This is a genomic window from Enterobacter sp. 118C5, from assembly GCF_034107645.1.
Taxonomy (GTDB): domain Bacteria; phylum Pseudomonadota; class Gammaproteobacteria; order Enterobacterales; family Enterobacteriaceae; genus Enterobacter; species Enterobacter nematophilus.
The window spans coordinates 188,958-205,619 of sequence record NZ_JAWNEU010000002.1 but is presented as its reverse complement, the minus strand read 5'-3'; the positions used below and the strand labels follow the sequence as shown (position 1 = coordinate 205,619).

At 55.9% G+C, this 16,662-nt stretch carries 14 protein-coding genes and 1 pseudogene; 11 read left to right on the top strand and 4 right to left on the bottom strand.

Annotated features, from left to right (window positions below; genetic code table 11):
- Positions 1-241: 241 nt before the first annotated feature.
- Together aas and lplT are read left to right on the top strand one after the other, a co-directional pair.
- Positions 242-2,401, top strand: a complete 2,160-nt coding sequence (gene aas / locus UTO39_RS06175; RefSeq protein WP_320726730.1) for a bifunctional acyl-ACP--phospholipid O-acyltransferase/long-chain-fatty-acid--ACP ligase — start codon at positions 242-244, stop codon at positions 2,399-2,401.
- Complete coding sequence (lplT, locus tag UTO39_RS06170; protein WP_320726729.1) at positions 2,394-3,587, top strand: lysophospholipid transporter LplT; 1,194 nt, start codon at positions 2,394-2,396, stop codon at positions 3,585-3,587. Before aas ends, lplT begins: the two co-directional genes overlap by 8 nt.
- A gap of 82 nt (positions 3,588-3,669) precedes the next feature.
- Here the strand turns inward: lplT and UTO39_RS06165 are convergent, their stop codons facing one another.
- The 4 genes and pseudogenes from UTO39_RS06165 to UTO39_RS22325 form a co-directional block, all read right to left on the bottom strand.
- The gene (locus UTO39_RS06165; RefSeq protein WP_061097201.1) at positions 3,670-4,710 is read right to left on the bottom strand and encodes an NADP(H)-dependent aldo-keto reductase; all 1,041 of its coding nucleotides are present in this window, start codon (positions 4,708-4,710) and stop codon (positions 3,670-3,672) included.
- Positions 4,711-4,841: 131 nt separating this feature from the next.
- A complete protein-coding gene (locus UTO39_RS06160) occupies positions 4,842-5,060 on the bottom strand; it encodes a YgdI/YgdR family lipoprotein (protein WP_014885085.1) in 219 nt (72 codons plus the stop codon).
- A 128-nt stretch (positions 5,061-5,188) separates the two neighbouring features.
- The gene (mutH, locus tag UTO39_RS06155) at positions 5,189-5,881 is read right to left on the bottom strand and encodes a DNA mismatch repair endonuclease MutH (protein ID WP_151412380.1); all 693 of its coding nucleotides are present in this window, start codon (positions 5,879-5,881) and stop codon (positions 5,189-5,191) included.
- Between the two features lie 88 nt (positions 5,882-5,969).
- Positions 5,970-6,122 (bottom strand): annotated as a pseudogene (locus UTO39_RS22325) (hypothetical protein); the annotation flags it as partial.
- A gap of 442 nt (positions 6,123-6,564) precedes the next feature.
- On the opposite strand from UTO39_RS22325, the gene rppH reads away from it, so the two are divergent.
- The 9 genes from rppH (at position 6,565) to recC (ending at position 16,550) form a co-directional block, all read left to right on the top strand.
- The gene (rppH, locus tag UTO39_RS06145) at positions 6,565-7,095 is read left to right on the top strand and encodes an RNA pyrophosphohydrolase (RefSeq protein WP_013098553.1); all 531 of its coding nucleotides are present in this window, start codon (positions 6,565-6,567) and stop codon (positions 7,093-7,095) included.
- Between the two features lie 12 nt (positions 7,096-7,107).
- Entirely contained in the window at positions 7,108-9,354 is a 2,247-nt protein-coding gene (gene ptsP / locus UTO39_RS06140; RefSeq protein WP_061097203.1) for a phosphoenolpyruvate--protein phosphotransferase, read from the top strand.
- A 226-nt stretch (positions 9,355-9,580) separates the two neighbouring features.
- Complete coding sequence (lgt, locus tag UTO39_RS06135; protein ID WP_320726728.1) at positions 9,581-10,456, top strand: prolipoprotein diacylglyceryl transferase; 876 nt, start codon at positions 9,581-9,583, stop codon at positions 10,454-10,456.
- A 6-nt stretch (positions 10,457-10,462) separates the two neighbouring features.
- The gene (gene thyA, locus UTO39_RS06130; RefSeq protein WP_320726727.1) at positions 10,463-11,257 is read left to right on the top strand and encodes a thymidylate synthase; all 795 of its coding nucleotides are present in this window, start codon (positions 10,463-10,465) and stop codon (positions 11,255-11,257) included.
- A gap of 211 nt (positions 11,258-11,468) precedes the next feature.
- Positions 11,469-11,903, top strand: coding sequence for a prepilin peptidase-dependent protein (locus tag UTO39_RS06125; protein WP_407065101.1), 435 nt, complete (start codon positions 11,469-11,471; stop codon positions 11,901-11,903).
- A complete protein-coding gene (locus UTO39_RS06120; RefSeq protein WP_320726726.1) occupies positions 11,897-12,457 on the top strand; it encodes a prepilin peptidase-dependent protein in 561 nt (186 codons plus the stop codon). The genes UTO39_RS06125 and UTO39_RS06120 overlap by 7 nt, the downstream gene beginning before the upstream one ends.
- Complete coding sequence (locus UTO39_RS06115; protein ID WP_320726725.1) at positions 12,454-12,855, top strand: DUF2509 family protein; 402 nt, start codon at positions 12,454-12,456, stop codon at positions 12,853-12,855. Before UTO39_RS06120 ends, UTO39_RS06115 begins: the two co-directional genes overlap by 4 nt.
- Complete coding sequence (locus UTO39_RS06110) at positions 12,840-13,163, top strand: prepilin-type N-terminal cleavage/methylation domain-containing protein (RefSeq protein ID WP_048960720.1); 324 nt, start codon at positions 12,840-12,842, stop codon at positions 13,161-13,163. Before UTO39_RS06115 ends, UTO39_RS06110 begins: the two co-directional genes overlap by 16 nt.
- Positions 13,164-13,175: 12 nt before the next feature.
- Positions 13,176-16,550, top strand: coding sequence for an exodeoxyribonuclease V subunit gamma (gene recC, locus UTO39_RS06105; RefSeq protein WP_320726724.1), 3,375 nt, complete (start codon positions 13,176-13,178; stop codon positions 16,548-16,550).
- Positions 16,551-16,662 lie beyond the last annotated feature (112 nt).

The window sequence follows — 16,662 nt, the reverse complement described above, 5'->3', positions numbered from 1 at the left end:
GGCTCATTCCCTTGCGTTTTCCTGCTGGCGAAGCGCAGGGTCAACCGCCACAATCAAGATCCCAGAGGTATTGATTGGTGAGAATTCTTAGTACGGTTTCGTACTCATCACTTGCACCAACCTGCGCGGATGCGCAGGTTTTTTTTTGCCTCCACTTTTGCTGTCGCTCCCGTATCACTTCTCGTGTAATCTGCCACCATTTACTATCAACCCTTCAAACTGGCTGGCAAAGGGAGTTGAGATGCTATTTGGGTTTTTCCGTACACTGTTCCGTATTCTCTTTCGCATCCGCGTCACTGACGATGCTCAGGCGCTTCGCGGCGAGCGCGTTCTCATCACACCCAATCATGTTTCCTTTATAGACGGCATCCTGCTTGCGCTGTTTCTGCCCGTGCGCCCGGTGTTTGCGGTCTATACCTCCATCAGCCAGCAGTGGTATATGCGCTGGCTCACGCCGCTGATTGATTTTGTGCCGCTTGACCCGACAAAGCCGATGATGATTAAACATCTGGTACGTCTGGTAGAGCAGGGGCGTCCGGTGGTCATTTTCCCGGAAGGGCGCATTTCAGTGACCGGTTCACTGATGAAAATCTACGACGGCGCGGGTTTTGTCGCGGCGAAGTCAAAAGCGACCGTGGTGCCGCTGCGTATCGAAGGCGCAGAGTTAACCCATTTCAGCCGCCTGAAGGGGCTGGTGAAGCAGCGTCTGTTCCCCAAAATCACCCTGCATATTCTGCCGCCAACGTCGCTTCCGATGCCCGACGCGCCGCGCGCCCGCGATCGCCGTAAAATCGCCGGGGAAATGCTGCACCAGATTATGATGGAAGCGCGCATGGCCGTTCGTCCGCGGGAAACGCTGTATGAATCCCTGCTTTCGGCGCAGTATCGCTATGGTGCAAAGAAAAACTGTATTGAAGACATCAACTTTACCCCGGATACCTATCGCAAGCTGCTGACCAAGACGCTGTTTGTGGGCCGGATTCTGGAGAAGTACAGCAAGAAGGGCGAAAAGATCGGCCTGATGCTGCCAAACGCGGGCATCAGCGCGGCGGTGATTTTTGGTGCGGTTTCCCGTGGCCGTATACCGGCGATGATGAACTACACGGCGGGCGTGAAAGGGCTGACCAGCGCCATTACCGCCGCCCAAGTCAATACCGTCTTTACCTCCCGACAGTTCCTGGACAAAGGCAAGCTGTGGCATCTGCCGGAACAGCTGACCCAGGTGCGCTGGGTATTTCTGGAAGATCTGAAAGCGGACGTGACCACCGGCGACAAGCTGTGGATTTTTGCGCACCTGCTGATGCCGCATCTGGCGCAGGTCAAACAGCAGCCGGAAGATGACGCGATTATCCTTTTCACGTCGGGTTCGGAGGGCAACCCGAAAGGCGTGGTCCACAGCCACAAGAGTATTCTGGCGAACGTTGAGCAGATCAAAAGCATTGCCGACTTTACCGCGAATGACCGTTTTATGTCGGCGCTGCCGCTGTTCCACTCCTTTGGCCTGACGGTGGGGCTGTTCACGCCGCTGCTGACCGGGGCAGAAGTATTCCTCTATCCCAGCCCGCTGCACTACCGCATTGTGCCGGAGCTGGTGTATGACCGTAACTGCACCGTCCTGTTCGGGACCTCAACCTTCCTGGGTAACTATGCCCGTTTCGCCAATCCGTATGATTTTTATCGCGTGCGATACGTGGTGGCCGGTGCGGAAAAGCTGCAGGAGAGCACGCGTCAGATCTGGCAGGACAAGTTTGGCCTGCGCATTCTTGAAGGGTATGGCGTTACCGAGTGCGCGCCCGTTGTCTCCATCAACGTACCGATGGCGGCGAAACCGGGTACGGTGGGCCGAATTCTGCCGGGGATGGACGCGCGCTTGCTGGCCGTGCCGGGCATTGAGGAGGGGGGCCGCCTGCAGCTGAAAGGGCCGAACGTGATGAACGGTTACCTGCGCGTGGAAAACCCGGGCGTGCTGGAAGCGCCGACGGCGGAAAACGTCAACGGCGAGGTTGAAACCGGCTGGTACGATACCGGTGATATCGTCCGTTTCGACGAGCAGGGCTTTGTACAGATTCAGGGGCGCGCAAAACGCTTCGCCAAAATCGCCGGTGAGATGGTCTCTCTGGAAATGGTTGAACAGCTGGCGACGGCCGTCTCTGCCGACAAAATGCATGCGACGGTGGTGAAGAGTGATGCCAGCAAAGGCGAGGCGCTGGTGCTGTTTACCACCGACGGCGAGCTTAAGCGCGACAGGCTACTGAGCTATGCGCGTGAGCATGGTATTCCAGAGCTGGCGGTGCCGCGCGATATTCGCCACCTGAAGCAGCTTCCGGTGTTGGGTAGCGGCAAGCCCGATTTCGTGACCCTGAAAGGCATGGTTGAAGAGGCGGAACAGCAAAATGCGTGAGTCAGTACACACTAACACATCGCTCAGATCGAAAGGCATGATGGCGGTTATCGCCGCGCAGTTTCTCTCTGCGTTTGGTGATAACGCGCTGCTGTTTGCCACTCTGGCGCTGCTGAAAGCCGAATTTTACCCCGACTGGAGCCAGCCGATCCTGCAGATGGTGTTTGTGGGCGCTTACATTATCTTTGCCCCGTTTGTAGGGCAGGTGGCAGACAGCTTCCCCAAAGGCCGGGTGATGATGTTTGCCAACGGTCTCAAGCTGCTGGGGGCCGCCAGCATTTGCTTCGGCTTCAACCCGTTTATTGGCTACACGCTGGTGGGCATCGGCGCTGCCGCTTACTCCCCGGCGAAGTATGGCATCCTCGGGGAGCTGACCACGGGCGATAAGCTGGTGAAGGCCAACGGTCTGATGGAGTCGTCGACTATCGCTGCTATCCTCCTCGGCTCCGTCGCGGGCGGCGTACTGGCCGACTGGCATGTCCTGGCGGCACTGGGCGTCTGTGCGGTGGTGTATGGAGGGGCAGTCGTGGCGAACCTGTTTATTCCTAAGCTGCCGGTGGCTCGCCCGGGGCAATCCTGGCGTTTTAAACCGATGACCGGCAGTTTCTTTAACGCGTGCCGCGTGCTGTGGCGTAACGGGGAAACGCGTTTCTCCCTGATGGGGACCAGTATGTTCTGGGGGGCAGGCGTCACGCTGCGCTTCCTGCTGGTCCTGTGGGTACCGGTAGCGCTGGGGATTACGGACAATGCGACGCCGACCTATCTTAATGCGATGGTGGCGATCGGCATTGTGGCTGGCGCGGGCGCGGCGGCGAAGCTGGTGACGCTTGAAACGGTTGCACGCTGCATGCCAGCGGGGATCCTGATTGGCGTCGTGGTGCTTATTTTCTCACTGCAACATGCGTTATTGCCCGCTTATGCCCTGCTGATCCTGATTGGTATTCTGGGTGGTTTCTTCGTGGTACCGCTGAATGCGTTACTCCAGGAGCGCGGCAAGCAGACCGTCGGGGCGGGGAATGCCATTGCGGTACAAAACCTCGGTGAAAACCTGGCCATGTTGTTAATGCTGGGGCTCTACTCGCTGGCGGTAAAAGTGGGTGTACCGGTGGTGGCGATTGGCGTCGGATTTGGTGGACTGTTCGCGGCGGCGATTGCGGGGTTGTGGATCTGGCAGCGTCGTCGTTGATAAGTGCGGCCTGATGCGCTCTCCTCAGCGGGAGAGGGAGCAAACCCTAAAAACGGCAACGTGCGTTGCCGTTTTGCTTTTATTATGGCGCAGGATAGGTATAAACCTGATGCACCGCTTCAATCTCCGCTAGCACCTCTTCACTCAGCTCCAGATGGAAACTCTCAATGTTCGTTTTCAGCTGTTCCATGGTCGTCGCGCCAAGCAGGGTACTGGCAACAAACGGCTGACGGCGCACGAAGGCCAGCGCCATCTGCGCCGGATCAAGGCCGTGGCGCTTCGCGATATCCACATAGGCTGCAACGGCTTTCTGCGTCTGCTCGCCGCTGTAGCGGGTAAAGCGGCTAAAGAGGGTATTACGCGCCCCGGCCGGTTTCGCACCGTTCAGGTATTTCCCCGTCAGGGTGCCAAAACCGAGGCATGAATAGGCGAGCAGTTCCACTTCCTCATATTGCGTCACTTCGGCCAGCCCCACCTCGTAGCTGCGGTTAAGCAGGCTGTACGGGTTCTGGATGGTGACGATGCGCGGCAGATCGTGCTTATCCGCCAGGTGCAGATAGCGCATGACCCCAAAGGCCGTTTCGTTAGAGACGCCAATGTAGCGGATTTTTCCCGCACGCTGGCACTCCGTAAGCGCTTCCAGCGTTTCCAGAAGGGTAACGGCGGGGGCGCTCTCGTTCCAGCTGTAGCCCAGCTTGCCAAAACAGTTGGTTGGACGCTGAGGCCAGTGGACCTGGTACAGGTCGAGATAGTCGGTTTGCAGGCGCTTCAGGCTCGCGTCCAGCGCGGCGCGAATATTTTTGCGATCGAGGATCTGGTTTGGGCGGATCCCGGCATCGTTGTTTCGCGCGGGGCCACTCACTTTCGAGGCGATAACCAGCTTTTCACGGTTACCGCGTTTTGCCAGCCAGTTACCGACGTAGGTTTCGGTAAGTCCCTGCGTTTCAGGGCGTGGAGGCACAGGGTACATTTCTGCCACATCAATCAGGTTAATCCCCTGGCTGACGGCATAATCGAGTTGTGCATGGGCATCGGCTTCGCTGTTTTGTTCACCAAATGTCATCGTGCCCAACCCCAGTTGACTTATCTCCAGAGCGCTGTGGGGGATACGGTGATAATGCATAGCCGGCTTCCTTCAATAGACATGTAGACCGCGTCAGGAACCTCCCGACAAAGGAATATAAACATGGCAGAGGGGAAGCAAAAGGGGAAGAAAAAAATCAAAAAGGCCAGTAAGCCACTGACCTCTGGCCGTTATCGCTCAATAATTTGCGAGACTTCGTCGCGATTGATCTGCATTTTATTGCCCGCCTGGTCGTGGTAGCTGACCAGACCGGTATCGTCGTCGACTTCAGGTTTGCCGTCGGTCAGGATCATCCGGCCATCTTTCGTCGCCATGACGTAATCGCTGCTGCAGCCCGATACGGCAAACGCCAACCCGACTGCTGAAATTAACACCGCCCATTTTTTCATCGTTATCGTCCTCATCTGGCTCGTATCAAATCATAGTGTAGTATTAACCCGTTATGGCAACAGGGTGAAGCGGTAAAATCTTAAAAACCAGGTGATTATGTTTGTGAGCTCGCAAAATAAGTAAAAAACTATGTTTTAAGTAAGAAATGACGAGCAAGCAAAGCGCCGGTGAAATTCTTTTTGAGATAAAAACCGCGCGGCAGCGTCAGTATGGGTTCGCCCATCGCGCCGATCGCCTCGGTAAGCGCTTTGCTGTTTGCCGCTTTCGGGCGCAGCTGTAACACTTCTCCGTGCCGGGCGGTAATTCGCTCGACCTGACCGAGCACAATCATGTCCATCAGCTCTTCCCAGTCCAGGCGCAGCTGATGCTCCTCTTCTTCATCCGGGCTCCAGAGCAGCGGCGCGCCAACGCGGCGTTCAGCCAGCGGGATCTGCCGTTCACCTTCAACCGGTACCCACAGCACGCGTTTCAGCTTATGGCGCACGTGGCTGGTTTCCCACGTCACGCCGGTATTGCCGGTTAAGGGCGCTACGCAGACAAAGGTGGTCTCCAGGGGCCGACCCTGACTGTCGATGGGGATGGTTTTTAACTCTACGCCAAGGGCAGCGAAATCTTGCTCTGGCTTGCTCCCGGCGCTGGCACCCAGCCACAGCTCCAGCAGCATGCCGATCCAGCCCTTATCTCGCTTCAGATCTTTCGGGATCGGAAGCCCTGCCATCGCCGCCAGTTCGCCCAGCGAGAAGCCTGCCAGACGCTGAGCCTGCTGTAGCAGCTGGCTTTCGCTCGACGGGGGTGAGAGCAAGGGTGAAAGCGGATGCATGACGATAACCTTTTGATTAAAAAATAAACGAAGAAAGAGTCCCCTGTGGATAGAGTTTAACTTTTTCTGTACCAATATTCCATGTGCATGATTTATAGGTTTTTTTATGAGTTCTCCACGCTTTCATCAGAGACACAAAACGGGTTGTTCAAATCTGGTCACTGACAATAAACAGGATCTTACACCATGTTATCCACAGAAAAGTGGGATAACTGGGCATAACCCTGACTACTGTTTCAATTTACAGCCTTGACGTGCGATGAAAATCCAAATTTCAAACAAATTGTGCCTAACTTATTGGCACAATCTGTGGATAAAACCGACGCTGTTCGATCTTTCATCAGCACGACGATCCCTGCTGTGACGATCGTCACGCTATTCTGCGTTTTGTTTGCCGCTATTAGCATAATCTCATGAAAAATATAGATTTATGTTGAAGAGGGGAAACACTAGGGCAGAGGCCGTTTCAGGTTGTTCATCGGTAATCAGACACTTCTTCACAACTATATCCACAGAAAAGGTGAATAAAATTACCCTCGTTACCGTATATCTGTTTATAACTCTGCACTTATTTGTGAGTTATTCAAATGTTATTAGGTTGCAGGCCTGTAAGAGAGTGGTTTACCGCCTCACTGTAGTGTGAAACAATCATTCATATATAAGGTTTAGTTTGGGGTAGTCCGGTGATTGATGACGATGGCTACCGCCCGAACGTAGGAATAGTAATTTGTAATCGTCAGGGCCAGGTCATGTGGGCCCGTCGATATGGTCAGCACTCCTGGCAGTTCCCGCAAGGCGGGATCAATCCGGGAGAGTCCCCAGAACAAGCGATGTACCGGGAGCTTTTTGAAGAGGTCGGTTTAAGCCGAAAAGATGTTCGCATCCTGGCCTCGACCCGCAACTGGTTGCGTTACAAGTTACCGAAACGTTTGGTGCGTTGGGACACAAAGCCGGTTTGTATCGGCCAGAAACAGAAGTGGTTTCTTCTGCAGTTGGTGGGCAACGATTCGGACATCAATATGCAAACCAGCAGTACGCCGGAGTTCGATGGCTGGCGCTGGGTGAGCTATTGGTATCCTGTTCGTCAGGTCGTGTCATTTAAGCGCGACGTTTACCGTAGGGTGATGAAAGAGTTTGCAAGTGTGGTGATGCAGCTTCAGGAGATCCCGCCTAAGCCGCAGAGCGCACCTGCCTGGCGACGTAAAAGAGGTTAAGCTACGCAAATCATGCTCACCCGCTTGCGAGAAATAGTCGAGAAGGTGGCCAGCGCTCCGCGTCTCAACGAGGCGCTGAATATTCTGGTCACTGACATCTGTCTTGCGATGGAGACCGAGGTCTGCTCGGTGTATCTGGCCGATCACGATCGGCGCTGCTATTACCTGATGGCGACCCGCGGTTTGAAAAAGCCGCGGGGACGCACCGTAACGCTCGCATTTGATGAAGGTATCGTCGGCCTGGTTGGGCGGTTGGCTGAACCCATCAACCTTGCCGACGCGCAAAAACACCCCAGCTTTAAATACATCCCTTCCGTAAAAGAAGAACGCTTCCGCGCGTTTCTGGGTGTGCCGATTATTCAGCGTCGTCAGCTGCTCGGCGTGCTGGTCGTCCAGCAGCGCGAGCTGCGTCAGTATGATGAAAGCGAAGAGTCCTTCCTCGTTACGCTGGCGACACAGATGGCGGCGATCCTCTCACAGTCTCAGCTTGCCGCGCTCTTCGGTCAGTATCGCCATACGCGCATTCGCGCCCTGCCGGCATCACCAGGGGTGGCGATTGCAGAAGGCTGGATGGACGCCACGCTGCCGTTAATGGAGCAGGTCTACGAAGCCTCCACGCTTGATGAAGCGCTGGAGCGCGAGCGTCTTACCGCCGCGCTGGAAGAGGCGGCCAATGAGTTCCGTCGCTACAGCAAGCGCTTTGCCGCTGGTGCGCAAAAAGAGACGGCGGCCATTTTTGACCTCTACTCGCACCTGCTTTCCGATGCGCGTCTGCGCCGTGAACTTTTTGCCGAGGTTGATAAAGGCGCAGTCGCGGAGTGGGCGGTTAAAAAGGTCATTGAAAAATTTGCCGAACAGTTCGCGGCGCTGACCGACGGTTATCTGAAAGAGCGGGCGGGAGATCTCCGCGCGCTGGGACAGCGCCTGCTGTTCCACCTCGATGACACCATTCAGGGGCCGAATGCCTGGCCAAAACGGTTTGTGCTGGTTGCCGATGAACTTTCGGCAACCACGCTGGCCGAGCTGCCGCAGGACAGACTCGCCGGGGTTGTCGTACGCGATGGTGCAGCGAACTCCCATGCCGCCATTATGGTGCGCGCGCTCGGTATTCCTACCGTTATGGGGGCGGATATTCAGCCCTCGGTGCTGCACCGCCGCACGCTGGTGGTGGATGGTTACCGCGGTGAACTGCTGGTCGATCCTGAGCCGGTTCTGCTCCAGGAATATCAGCGTCTCATCAGCGAAGAGAATGAATTAAGCAAGCTGGCGGAAGATGACGTTAACCTGCCCGCGCAGCTGAAAAGCGGCGAGCGGATCAAAGTCATGCTCAACGCAGGCCTAAGCCCCGAGCACGAAGAGAAGCTTGGCAGCCGCATCGACGGGATCGGTTTATACCGCACTGAAATCCCCTTTATGCTGCAGAGCGGTTTCCCCTCCGAAGAGGAGCAGGTGGCGCAGTATCAGGGTATGTTGCAGATGTTCAACGACAAGCCTGTTACTCTGCGAACCCTGGATGTCGGGGCGGATAAACAGCTGCCGTATATGCCCATCAGCGAAGAGAACCCGTGTCTGGGCTGGCGCGGGATCCGCATTACGCTCGATCAGCCGGAGATCTTCCTGATCCAGGTGCGCGCGATGCTGCGCGCCAACGCCGCGACGGGCAATCTCAGCATCCTGCTGCCGATGGTCACCAGCATAGATGAAATCGACGAAGCGCGGCGCCTGATCGAACGTGCTGGTCGTGAAGTGGAAGAGATGATTGGCTATGCGATCCCGAAACCACGGATCGGCGTCATGCTCGAAGTGCCGTCTATGGTCTTTATGCTGCCACAGCTGGCAAACCGCGTTGATTTTATCTCTGTCGGTACCAACGACCTGACGCAATATATTCTGGCCGTCGACCGGAACAACACCCGCGTCGCCAGTATCTACGATAGCCTGCACCCGGCGATCATTCGTGCGCTGGCGATGATTGCCCGTGAGGCTGAACAGTACGGGATTGATCTACGCCTGTGCGGTGAAATGGCCGGAGACTCGATGTGCGTCGCGATCCTGATTGGTCTGGGGTATCGCCATCTGTCGATGAACGGCCGCGCTGTAGCGCGCGTGAAGTATTTGTTGCGTCATATAGACGTCAATGATGCCCGCGAGCTTGCCGAGCGCAGCCTTGACGCGCAGCTGGCAGCTGAGGTGCGTCATCAGGTGGCGGCATTTATGGAACGGCGCGGTATGGGAGGCCTGATCCGCGGTGGTCGCTAAAGCCTTCCCTCCCTACGCAGCGAACAATTCCCTCGCCCCTTTGGGGAGAGGGCCAGGGTGAGGGGAGCAGCGCGCACAAAACCCTATACACATCTTTTACATCTCTGGCGCATCCTCCGCGCCCGCCTTATGCTATGATTCGCAACTTTGGAGCCTCTGCTTAAGGCAGAATCGCATTTCTACCGCTGTCCACTTTCAGCGGAATAACAACATCTTGTGGTGACAGATGAACAGTGGTTATCTGCATTTTCCGGAGTTTGATCCGGTCATTTTCTCAGTAGGACCTGTTTCGCTTCACTGGTACGGTCTGATGTACCTGGTGGGCTTTATTTTTGCCATGTGGCTCGCGGGCCGTCGCGCCAGCCGTCCTGGCAGCGGCTGGACCAAAAACGAAGTTGAAAACCTGCTTTACGCAGGCTTCCTCGGCGTGTTCCTCGGTGGCCGTATTGGGTATGTACTGTTCTATAACTTCCCGGTGTTCCTGAACGATCCCCTCTACCTGTTCCGCGTCTGGGACGGCGGCATGTCCTTCCACGGCGGCCTGATTGGGGTGATCCTGGTGATGGTGATTTTTGCCAAACGCACCAAACGCAACTTCTTCCAGGTGTCAGATTTTATCGCGCCGCTGATCCCGTTTGGTCTGGGAGCGGGTCGTCTGGGCAACTTTATTAACGGTGAGCTGTGGGGCCGCGTTGACCCAAGCGTACCGTACACGATGCTCTTCCCGGGCTCCCGCGCGGAAGATATCGCGCTGCTGCCGTCGCACCCGGAGTGGCAGTCCATTTTCGATACCTACGGCGTGCTGCCGCGTCATATGTCCCAGCTGTATGAGCTGGCGCTGGAAGGCGTGGTGCTGTTTATCATCCTGAACATGTTTATTCGCAAGCCGCGCCCGATGGGAGCTGTTTCCGGGCTGTTCCTGATTGGCTATGGCGCGTTCCGCATCATCGTCGAATTCTTCCGCCAGCCGGATGCGCAGTTTACCGGCGAATGGGTACAGTACATCAGCATGGGGCAGATCCTCTCCATTCCGATGATTGTCGCGGGTGCCATTATGATGATTTGGGCGTATCGTCGTCGTCCACAGCAACAACTTTCCTGAGGAACCATGAAACAGTATCTTGAATTGATGAAAAAAGTGCTCGATGAGGGCACGCCGAAAAACGACCGTACCGGTACCGGTACGCTCTCCATTTTTGGCCACCAGATGCGCTTCAATCTGCAAGAAGGCTTCCCTCTGGTGACGACAAAGCGCTGCCACCTGCGCTCGATCATTCATGAACTGCTCTGGTTCCTGCAAGGCGATACCAACGTTGCGTATCTGCACGAAAATAACGTCTCCATCTGGGACGAATGGGCAGATGAAAACGGCAACCTGGGCCCGGTTTACGGCAAGCAGTGGCGCGCATGGCCAACGCCTGATGGCCGACATATTGACCAGATCGCTAACGTGATGAACCAGCTAAAAAACGATCCGGACTCGCGCCGAATCATCGTTTCCGCCTGGAACGTGGGCGAGCTGGATAAAATGGCGCTGGCACCGTGCCACGCGTTCTTCCAGTTCTATGTGGCCGACGGCAAGCTCTCTTGCCAGCTCTACCAGCGCTCCTGTGACGTGTTCCTCGGCCTGCCGTTTAACATTGCCAGCTATGCGCTGTTAGTCCACATGATGGCGCAGCAGTGCGACCTGGAAGTGGGTGATTTCGTCTGGACAGGTGGTGACACCCATCTTTACAGCAATCATATGGAACAGACGCATCTTCAGCTCACCCGCGAACCGCGCGCGCTGCCGAAGCTGGTTATCAAACGCAAACCGGAATCGATCTTTGATTACCGCTTTGATGATTTTGAAATTGAGGGCTACGACCCGCACCCTGGCATCAAAGCGCCCGTCGCTATCTGATGCGGTAAAGCGTGACACAACCGGTGCTATTTAGCGCCGGTTTTTTTTCGTCTTTATCCCGTTTTCCGGGGCGTTATCCAGAAAGCGTGCAACGCGCTGCAACACGCTCAATTCTTCGGATAACGCCTCGTAAAACCCTTATTCACCGCTCGCCACGCCCACGGCGAATCGCCACACTTCCCGCATGAAAAAAGAGAACGGCTTTACGCTTATCGAAACGCTGGTGGCTGTCTCGCTGGTTGTCATACTCAGCGCTTCAGGTCTGTACGGCTGGGACAGCTGGCAGCGGCAGCAGCGGCTGTGGCAAACCGCCGGCCAGGTGCGCGACTATCTGGTGTTTCTGCGAAACGATGCCAACAGGTACAACCGCGACCATCACGTAACCCAGCTACGGGTTGGGGGACAGGAGTGTCTGGCGAGCGCTGCTGTACAAGGCTGTGAGAAGGGCAGCCCCTTTGTCCTGATTCCTCTCTGGCCTGAGGTCGCGGTGAGCGAGGTCACGCCGTCATTAGGGTTCTATGGGTTAAGGGATACGGCATGGGCAGGGCGAATAAGGGTTCAAAGCCGTGCCGGAGAATGGCTGATCATAGTCTCAGACGGAGGGCGCATCAGAATGTGTAAGGTCTCACAAGGAGGTTCATGTTGATGAGACAGCGCGGTTTTTCGCTGACTGAAGTTCTGATTGCCACGGCCATCAGTAGCCTGTTGTTGATTGGCGCATCACGCTTTCTACCCGGATTGCAGCGGGCGGTACTGCTGCAATCCGGCCAGAGAGAGCTGGAAGAAGAGGTCTGGCAGCGCCTGTTTGCTCTCGGCAAACAGCTTCAGCGTGCGGGTTACTGTGCGGGGAACTGCCAGGGGCAGGGGCTGGCGATCGCAAAGCAAGGCAGTTGCGTCATTGTTCGGTGGGATGCCAACAGTAACGGTCGCTGGGATCGCAGTGCATCAGAAAACGACAGCACCGGTTTTCGTCTGGAATCGGGCGCGCTGGAAACCCTTCGTGGGGCAACCACGTGTGAAGGTAAGGGATGGGAAAAGCTCACGGACCCGGACAGGCTTGCCATCGCGCATTTTGTGGTGAGGAAAGTAACACACGCCGGGTTTGCGCCGGAGCTGAATATCGAACTGTCCGCCCTGCGCAAAGGCGATCAAGGGGAGCCTTATCAGGCTTTGTATACGGTCACGGGGTACAACCTGTGAACCTTCAACGCGGTATGTCTTCGCTGGCGCTGGTTCTGCTTTTACTGGCGCTTGGCACGCTGATCCTCACCGGCCTTAACCAGCAACTGACAACGTTCAGCGCGCTCGTTGGCGGTGAGAGTCGTTCGCTGCAGCAGCAGGCTTCTGTACAGTCAGCGCTTGAGTGGGGCCGCGTTCAGAGCTGGTCACCCGATCCTGAAGTCCAGTGCAAAAAGGCACCCGCGCGGCAAGTGTGTTTGCGGCGGCTGAGTGAGACCACTGTTTTACTGATTGCCGGAGTCAACGACCTGCTGCTCTGGCGTTCAGGAGAGATCGTCGACGGTAAAATTCGCTTCTCCCCTCACGGCTGGAGTGATTTTTGCCCGCTAAAGGAGCGTTCGCTATGCCAGCAGCCGTAAGCAAGGAAAAAGGATTTAGCATGGTAGAGGTTCTGCTGGCGATGATGCTGCTGGTCATCATCGTCACGGCACTGGCCGGCTATCATCGGGCGCTGGCGGCGCGCTTTACGCTATTTAACCAGTATCGCCAGCTCTGGCACCATGCCTGGAATCAGGCCCAGCTCTCAACAAATGTTCTGCCCGCAGGCTGGCAGGCCAGTCGGGTGCAGACAACGCACGCAGGATGTGTCAGCATCACGGTTACACTTATTTCTCCTCTGGGGCGACGCGGTGAGATTACGCGTCTGCATTGCCCGGTTAGCCAGTAGTCGGGAGCGTCTATGTTAAGGGTCTACCACTCAAATCGTCTGGATGTGCTGGAAGCGCTGATGGAATTTATCGTTGAGCGCGAGCGGCTCGACGATCCTTTTGAGCCTGAAATGGTGCTGGTGCAGAGCACCGGTATGGCACAGTGGCTGCAAATGTCGCTTTCCCGTAAGTTTGGCATTGCCGCGAATATTGATTTCCCGCTGCCCGCGAGCTTTATCTGGGAGATGTTTGTTCGCGTGTTGCCGGATATTCCCGAGCAGAGCGCCTTCAACAAGCAGGGCATGAGCTGGAAGCTGATGGCGCTGCTGCCGGAAATGCTGCAGCATGATGAATTCGCCATGCTGCGCCACTACCTCAATGACGATACCGATAAGCGCAAGCTGTTCCAGCTGGCGTCGCGCACCGCCGATCTCTACGATCAATACCTTGTTTACCGTTCTGACTGGTTAATTCGCTGGGAAGCGGGTGAACTGGTTGAAGGGCTACCGGAGGCGCAAATATGGCAGGCACCGCTGTGGAAAGCGCTGGTAGAGCATACGGAGAAACTTGGGCAGCCTAAGTGGCACCGTGCCAACCTGTACGATCGGTTTATCTCGATACTCGAGAATGCGTCGGAGCGTCCAGCCCGGCTGCCGTCACGCGTTTTTATCTGTGGGATATCCGCATTACCGCCTGTTTATCTGAAGGCGTTGAATGCGCTGGGTAAACATATTGATATCCATATTTTGTTCACCAACCCTTGCCGACAGTATTGGGGGGATATCCTCGACGAACGCTGGCTTGCGCGGCTGGTGACTCGACAGCGAAAGCGCCTTTTTGAAGAACGATCCGTCCCGCTGTTTAAAGACGGCTCGATTGCCGGGCAGCTTTTTGATGAAGACGGCATCCAGAACCTGCCTAATCCACTGCTTGCCTCATGGGGGAAGCTGGGGCGTGATTACATTCACATGCTCTCCGATATAACGTCATCAGGCGAAGGTGACGTTGACGCCTTTGTCGAGATCGCCCCGGATAGCCTGCTGCATAATATTCAGTTAGATATTCTGGATCTGGAAAACCGCGCCGTCATGGGCGTGACGGCGAAAGAGTTTGAGCGCAGCGACAGCAAGCGGAAGCTGGACGCTGAGGATCGCAGTATTACGATCCATGTCTGCCATAGCCCGCAGCGTGAGGTCGAAGTGCTTCACGATCGGCTGCTGGCGATGCTGCAGGACTACCCTGAACTGACGCCGCGCGATATCGTGGTGATGGTGGCGGACATCGACAGCTACAGCCCCTTTATTCAGGCCGTCTTCGGCAGTGCGACGGGTGAGCGATACCTGCCTTACGCCATCTCTGACCGTCGTGCCCGTCAGTCGCACCCGGCATTGCAGGCATTTGTTACCCTGCTTTCACTGCCGGATAGCCGGTTTATCTCCGAAGATGTTCTGGCGTTACTGGATGTTCCCGTGCTGGCTGCACGCTTCAACATCAATGAAGAAGGGCTGCGCTACCTTCGCCAGTGGGTAAACGAATCAGGCGTTCGCTGGGGCATCGATGACGATAACGTCCAGGAGTTCGAGCTTCCCCCAACCGGGCAGCATACCTGGCGGTTTGGCCTGACGCGTATGCTGCTGGGCTACGCCATGGAGAGCAGCCAGGGCGAGTGGAACGACGTGCTGCCTTACGATGAGTCCAGCGGTTTGATTGCTGAACTGGTAGGGCATTTAGCTTCTCTGCTGATGCAGCTTAACCGCTGGCGCCGTGAGCTAATGCAGCCGCGTCCGCTTGAAGAGTGGCTCCCGGTTTGCAGGGCGTTACTTAATGATTTCTTCCTGCCAGACAGTGACACCGAAGCAGCGATGGCGCTCATTGAAACGCAGTGGCAGGCTATCGTTGACGAGGGCGTGAATTCCCACTATCACGAGGCGATTCCTTTGTCGCTGCTGAGAGATGAGCTGACGCAGCGCCTTGACCAGGAGCGAATCAGCCAGCGTTTCCTGGCAGGTCCCATCAATATTTGCACCCTGATGCCAATGCGCTCAATTCCCTTTAAAGTGGTCTGTCTGCTTGGCATGAACGACGGGGTTTATCCTCGGGCCCTGGCACCGCTGGGGTTCGATTTGATGAGCGCAGATCCAAAGCGGGGTGACCGTAGCCGTCGTGATGATGACCGCTATCTCTTCCTTGAAGCGCTCATCTCCGCTCAAAGTAAGCTCTATATCAGCTATATCGGCCGCTCCATTCAGGACAACAGCGAGCGCTTCCCCTCCGTTCTGGTGCTGGAGCTGGTGGACTATATCGGCCAGAGCCACTATCTGGCTGGCGATGAAGCGCTCAACTGCGATGAAAGCGAGCAGCGGGTGAAGGCGCACATTACCTGTATCCACAGCCGCATGCCGTTTGACCCGGTAAACTATATTGTCAGCGAACAGCAGAGCTATGCCCGCGAATGGCTGCCGGCAGCGAAAAAAGAGGGGCGAGCCCATACGGATTTCATTCAGCCTCTTGACCCGTTGCCCATTAACACCCTGACTTTCGAACAGCTTCAGCGGTTTTGGGCGCATCCGGTGCGCGCCTTCTTCCAGCAGCGATTGCAGGTCAACTTCCGTTCTGAAGAGAGCGAAATTCCGGATGCAGAACCCTTTACTCTGGAAGGGCTGGAGCGCTATCAGCTCAATCTCCAGCTGCTGAATGCGCTGGTTGAAGAGGAAGATGCTGACAAACTTTACCGCCGCTACCGTGCCGCAGGGCAACTGCCTTATGGCGCCTTTGGGGAAATCGTCTGGGAGGCGCAGTGCCAGGAGATGACCGCTCTGGCGGAGCGCGTAAGGGAGCACCGCCAGCCCGGACAAAGCATCGAAATCGATCTCAGCTGCAATGGTATACAGCTCACGGGCTGGTTAACCCAGGTTCAGCCGGATGGGCTACTGCGCTGGCGGCCTTCTCTGCTCAGCGTTTCACAAGGATTGCAACTCTGGCTGGAACATCTTGTCTACAGTGCGGGTGGGAATAAAGGCGAAAGCCGGATCTTTGTGCGCAAAGAGGGCGAGTGGCGCTTCCCACCCATGGAGGCAGAACAGGCGTTACGCTATCTGTCTTTGTACATTGAGGGCTATCTTCAGGGAATGAACAAACCCCTCCTGTTACTGCCCGAAAGCGGCGGTGCGTGGATAAAAGCCTGTTATGACGCGCAGAATGATGCGATGTTAACGGATGAGGCTTCGCTGCAGAAAGCGCGCAGTAAATTTATGCAGGCCTATGAAGGAAACATGATGGTGCGCGGTGAAGGTGAGGATGTCTGGTATCAACGTTTATGGCGAACGCTTGAGCCAGAATACTTCGAGGCTATTACGGAAGAGGCACAGCGCTACCTGTTACCGTTGTTTAAATTTAATCAGTCCTGAGCGCTGTATAAAAATTGCGCAGCATGGGGTGTTCATTTATGATGCACTTCTTATCACGGACTGATGTACCTAAATAAAGAGATGTTGGCGTGTCCAGCACGCAGTTTGTTAA

Coding starts and splice junctions, on each gene's coding strand:
- recC (WP_320726724.1), top strand. CDS start 13,176: ATGTTAAGGGTCTACCACTCAAATCGTCTGGATGTGCTGGAAGCGCTG.
- UTO39_RS06120 (WP_320726726.1), top strand. CDS start 11,897: ATGTTGATGAGACAGCGCGGTTTTTCGCTGACTGAAGTTCTGATTGCC.
- mutH (WP_151412380.1), bottom strand. CDS start 5,881: ATGCATCCGCTTTCACCCTTGCTCTCACCCCCGTCGAGCGAAAGCCAG.
- ptsP (WP_061097203.1), top strand. CDS start 7,108: ATGCTCACCCGCTTGCGAGAAATAGTCGAGAAGGTGGCCAGCGCTCCG.
- UTO39_RS06110 (WP_048960720.1), top strand. CDS start 12,840: ATGCCAGCAGCCGTAAGCAAGGAAAAAGGATTTAGCATGGTAGAGGTT.
- thyA (WP_320726727.1), top strand. CDS start 10,463: ATGAAACAGTATCTTGAATTGATGAAAAAAGTGCTCGATGAGGGCACG.
- UTO39_RS06165 (WP_061097201.1), bottom strand. CDS start 4,710: ATGCATTATCACCGTATCCCCCACAGCGCTCTGGAGATAAGTCAACTG.
- aas (WP_320726730.1), top strand. CDS start 242: ATGCTATTTGGGTTTTTCCGTACACTGTTCCGTATTCTCTTTCGCATC.
- lplT (WP_320726729.1), top strand. CDS start 2,394: ATGCGTGAGTCAGTACACACTAACACATCGCTCAGATCGAAAGGCATG.
- lgt (WP_320726728.1), top strand. CDS start 9,581: ATGAACAGTGGTTATCTGCATTTTCCGGAGTTTGATCCGGTCATTTTC.
- UTO39_RS06160 (WP_014885085.1), bottom strand. CDS start 5,060: ATGAAAAAATGGGCGGTGTTAATTTCAGCAGTCGGGTTGGCGTTTGCC.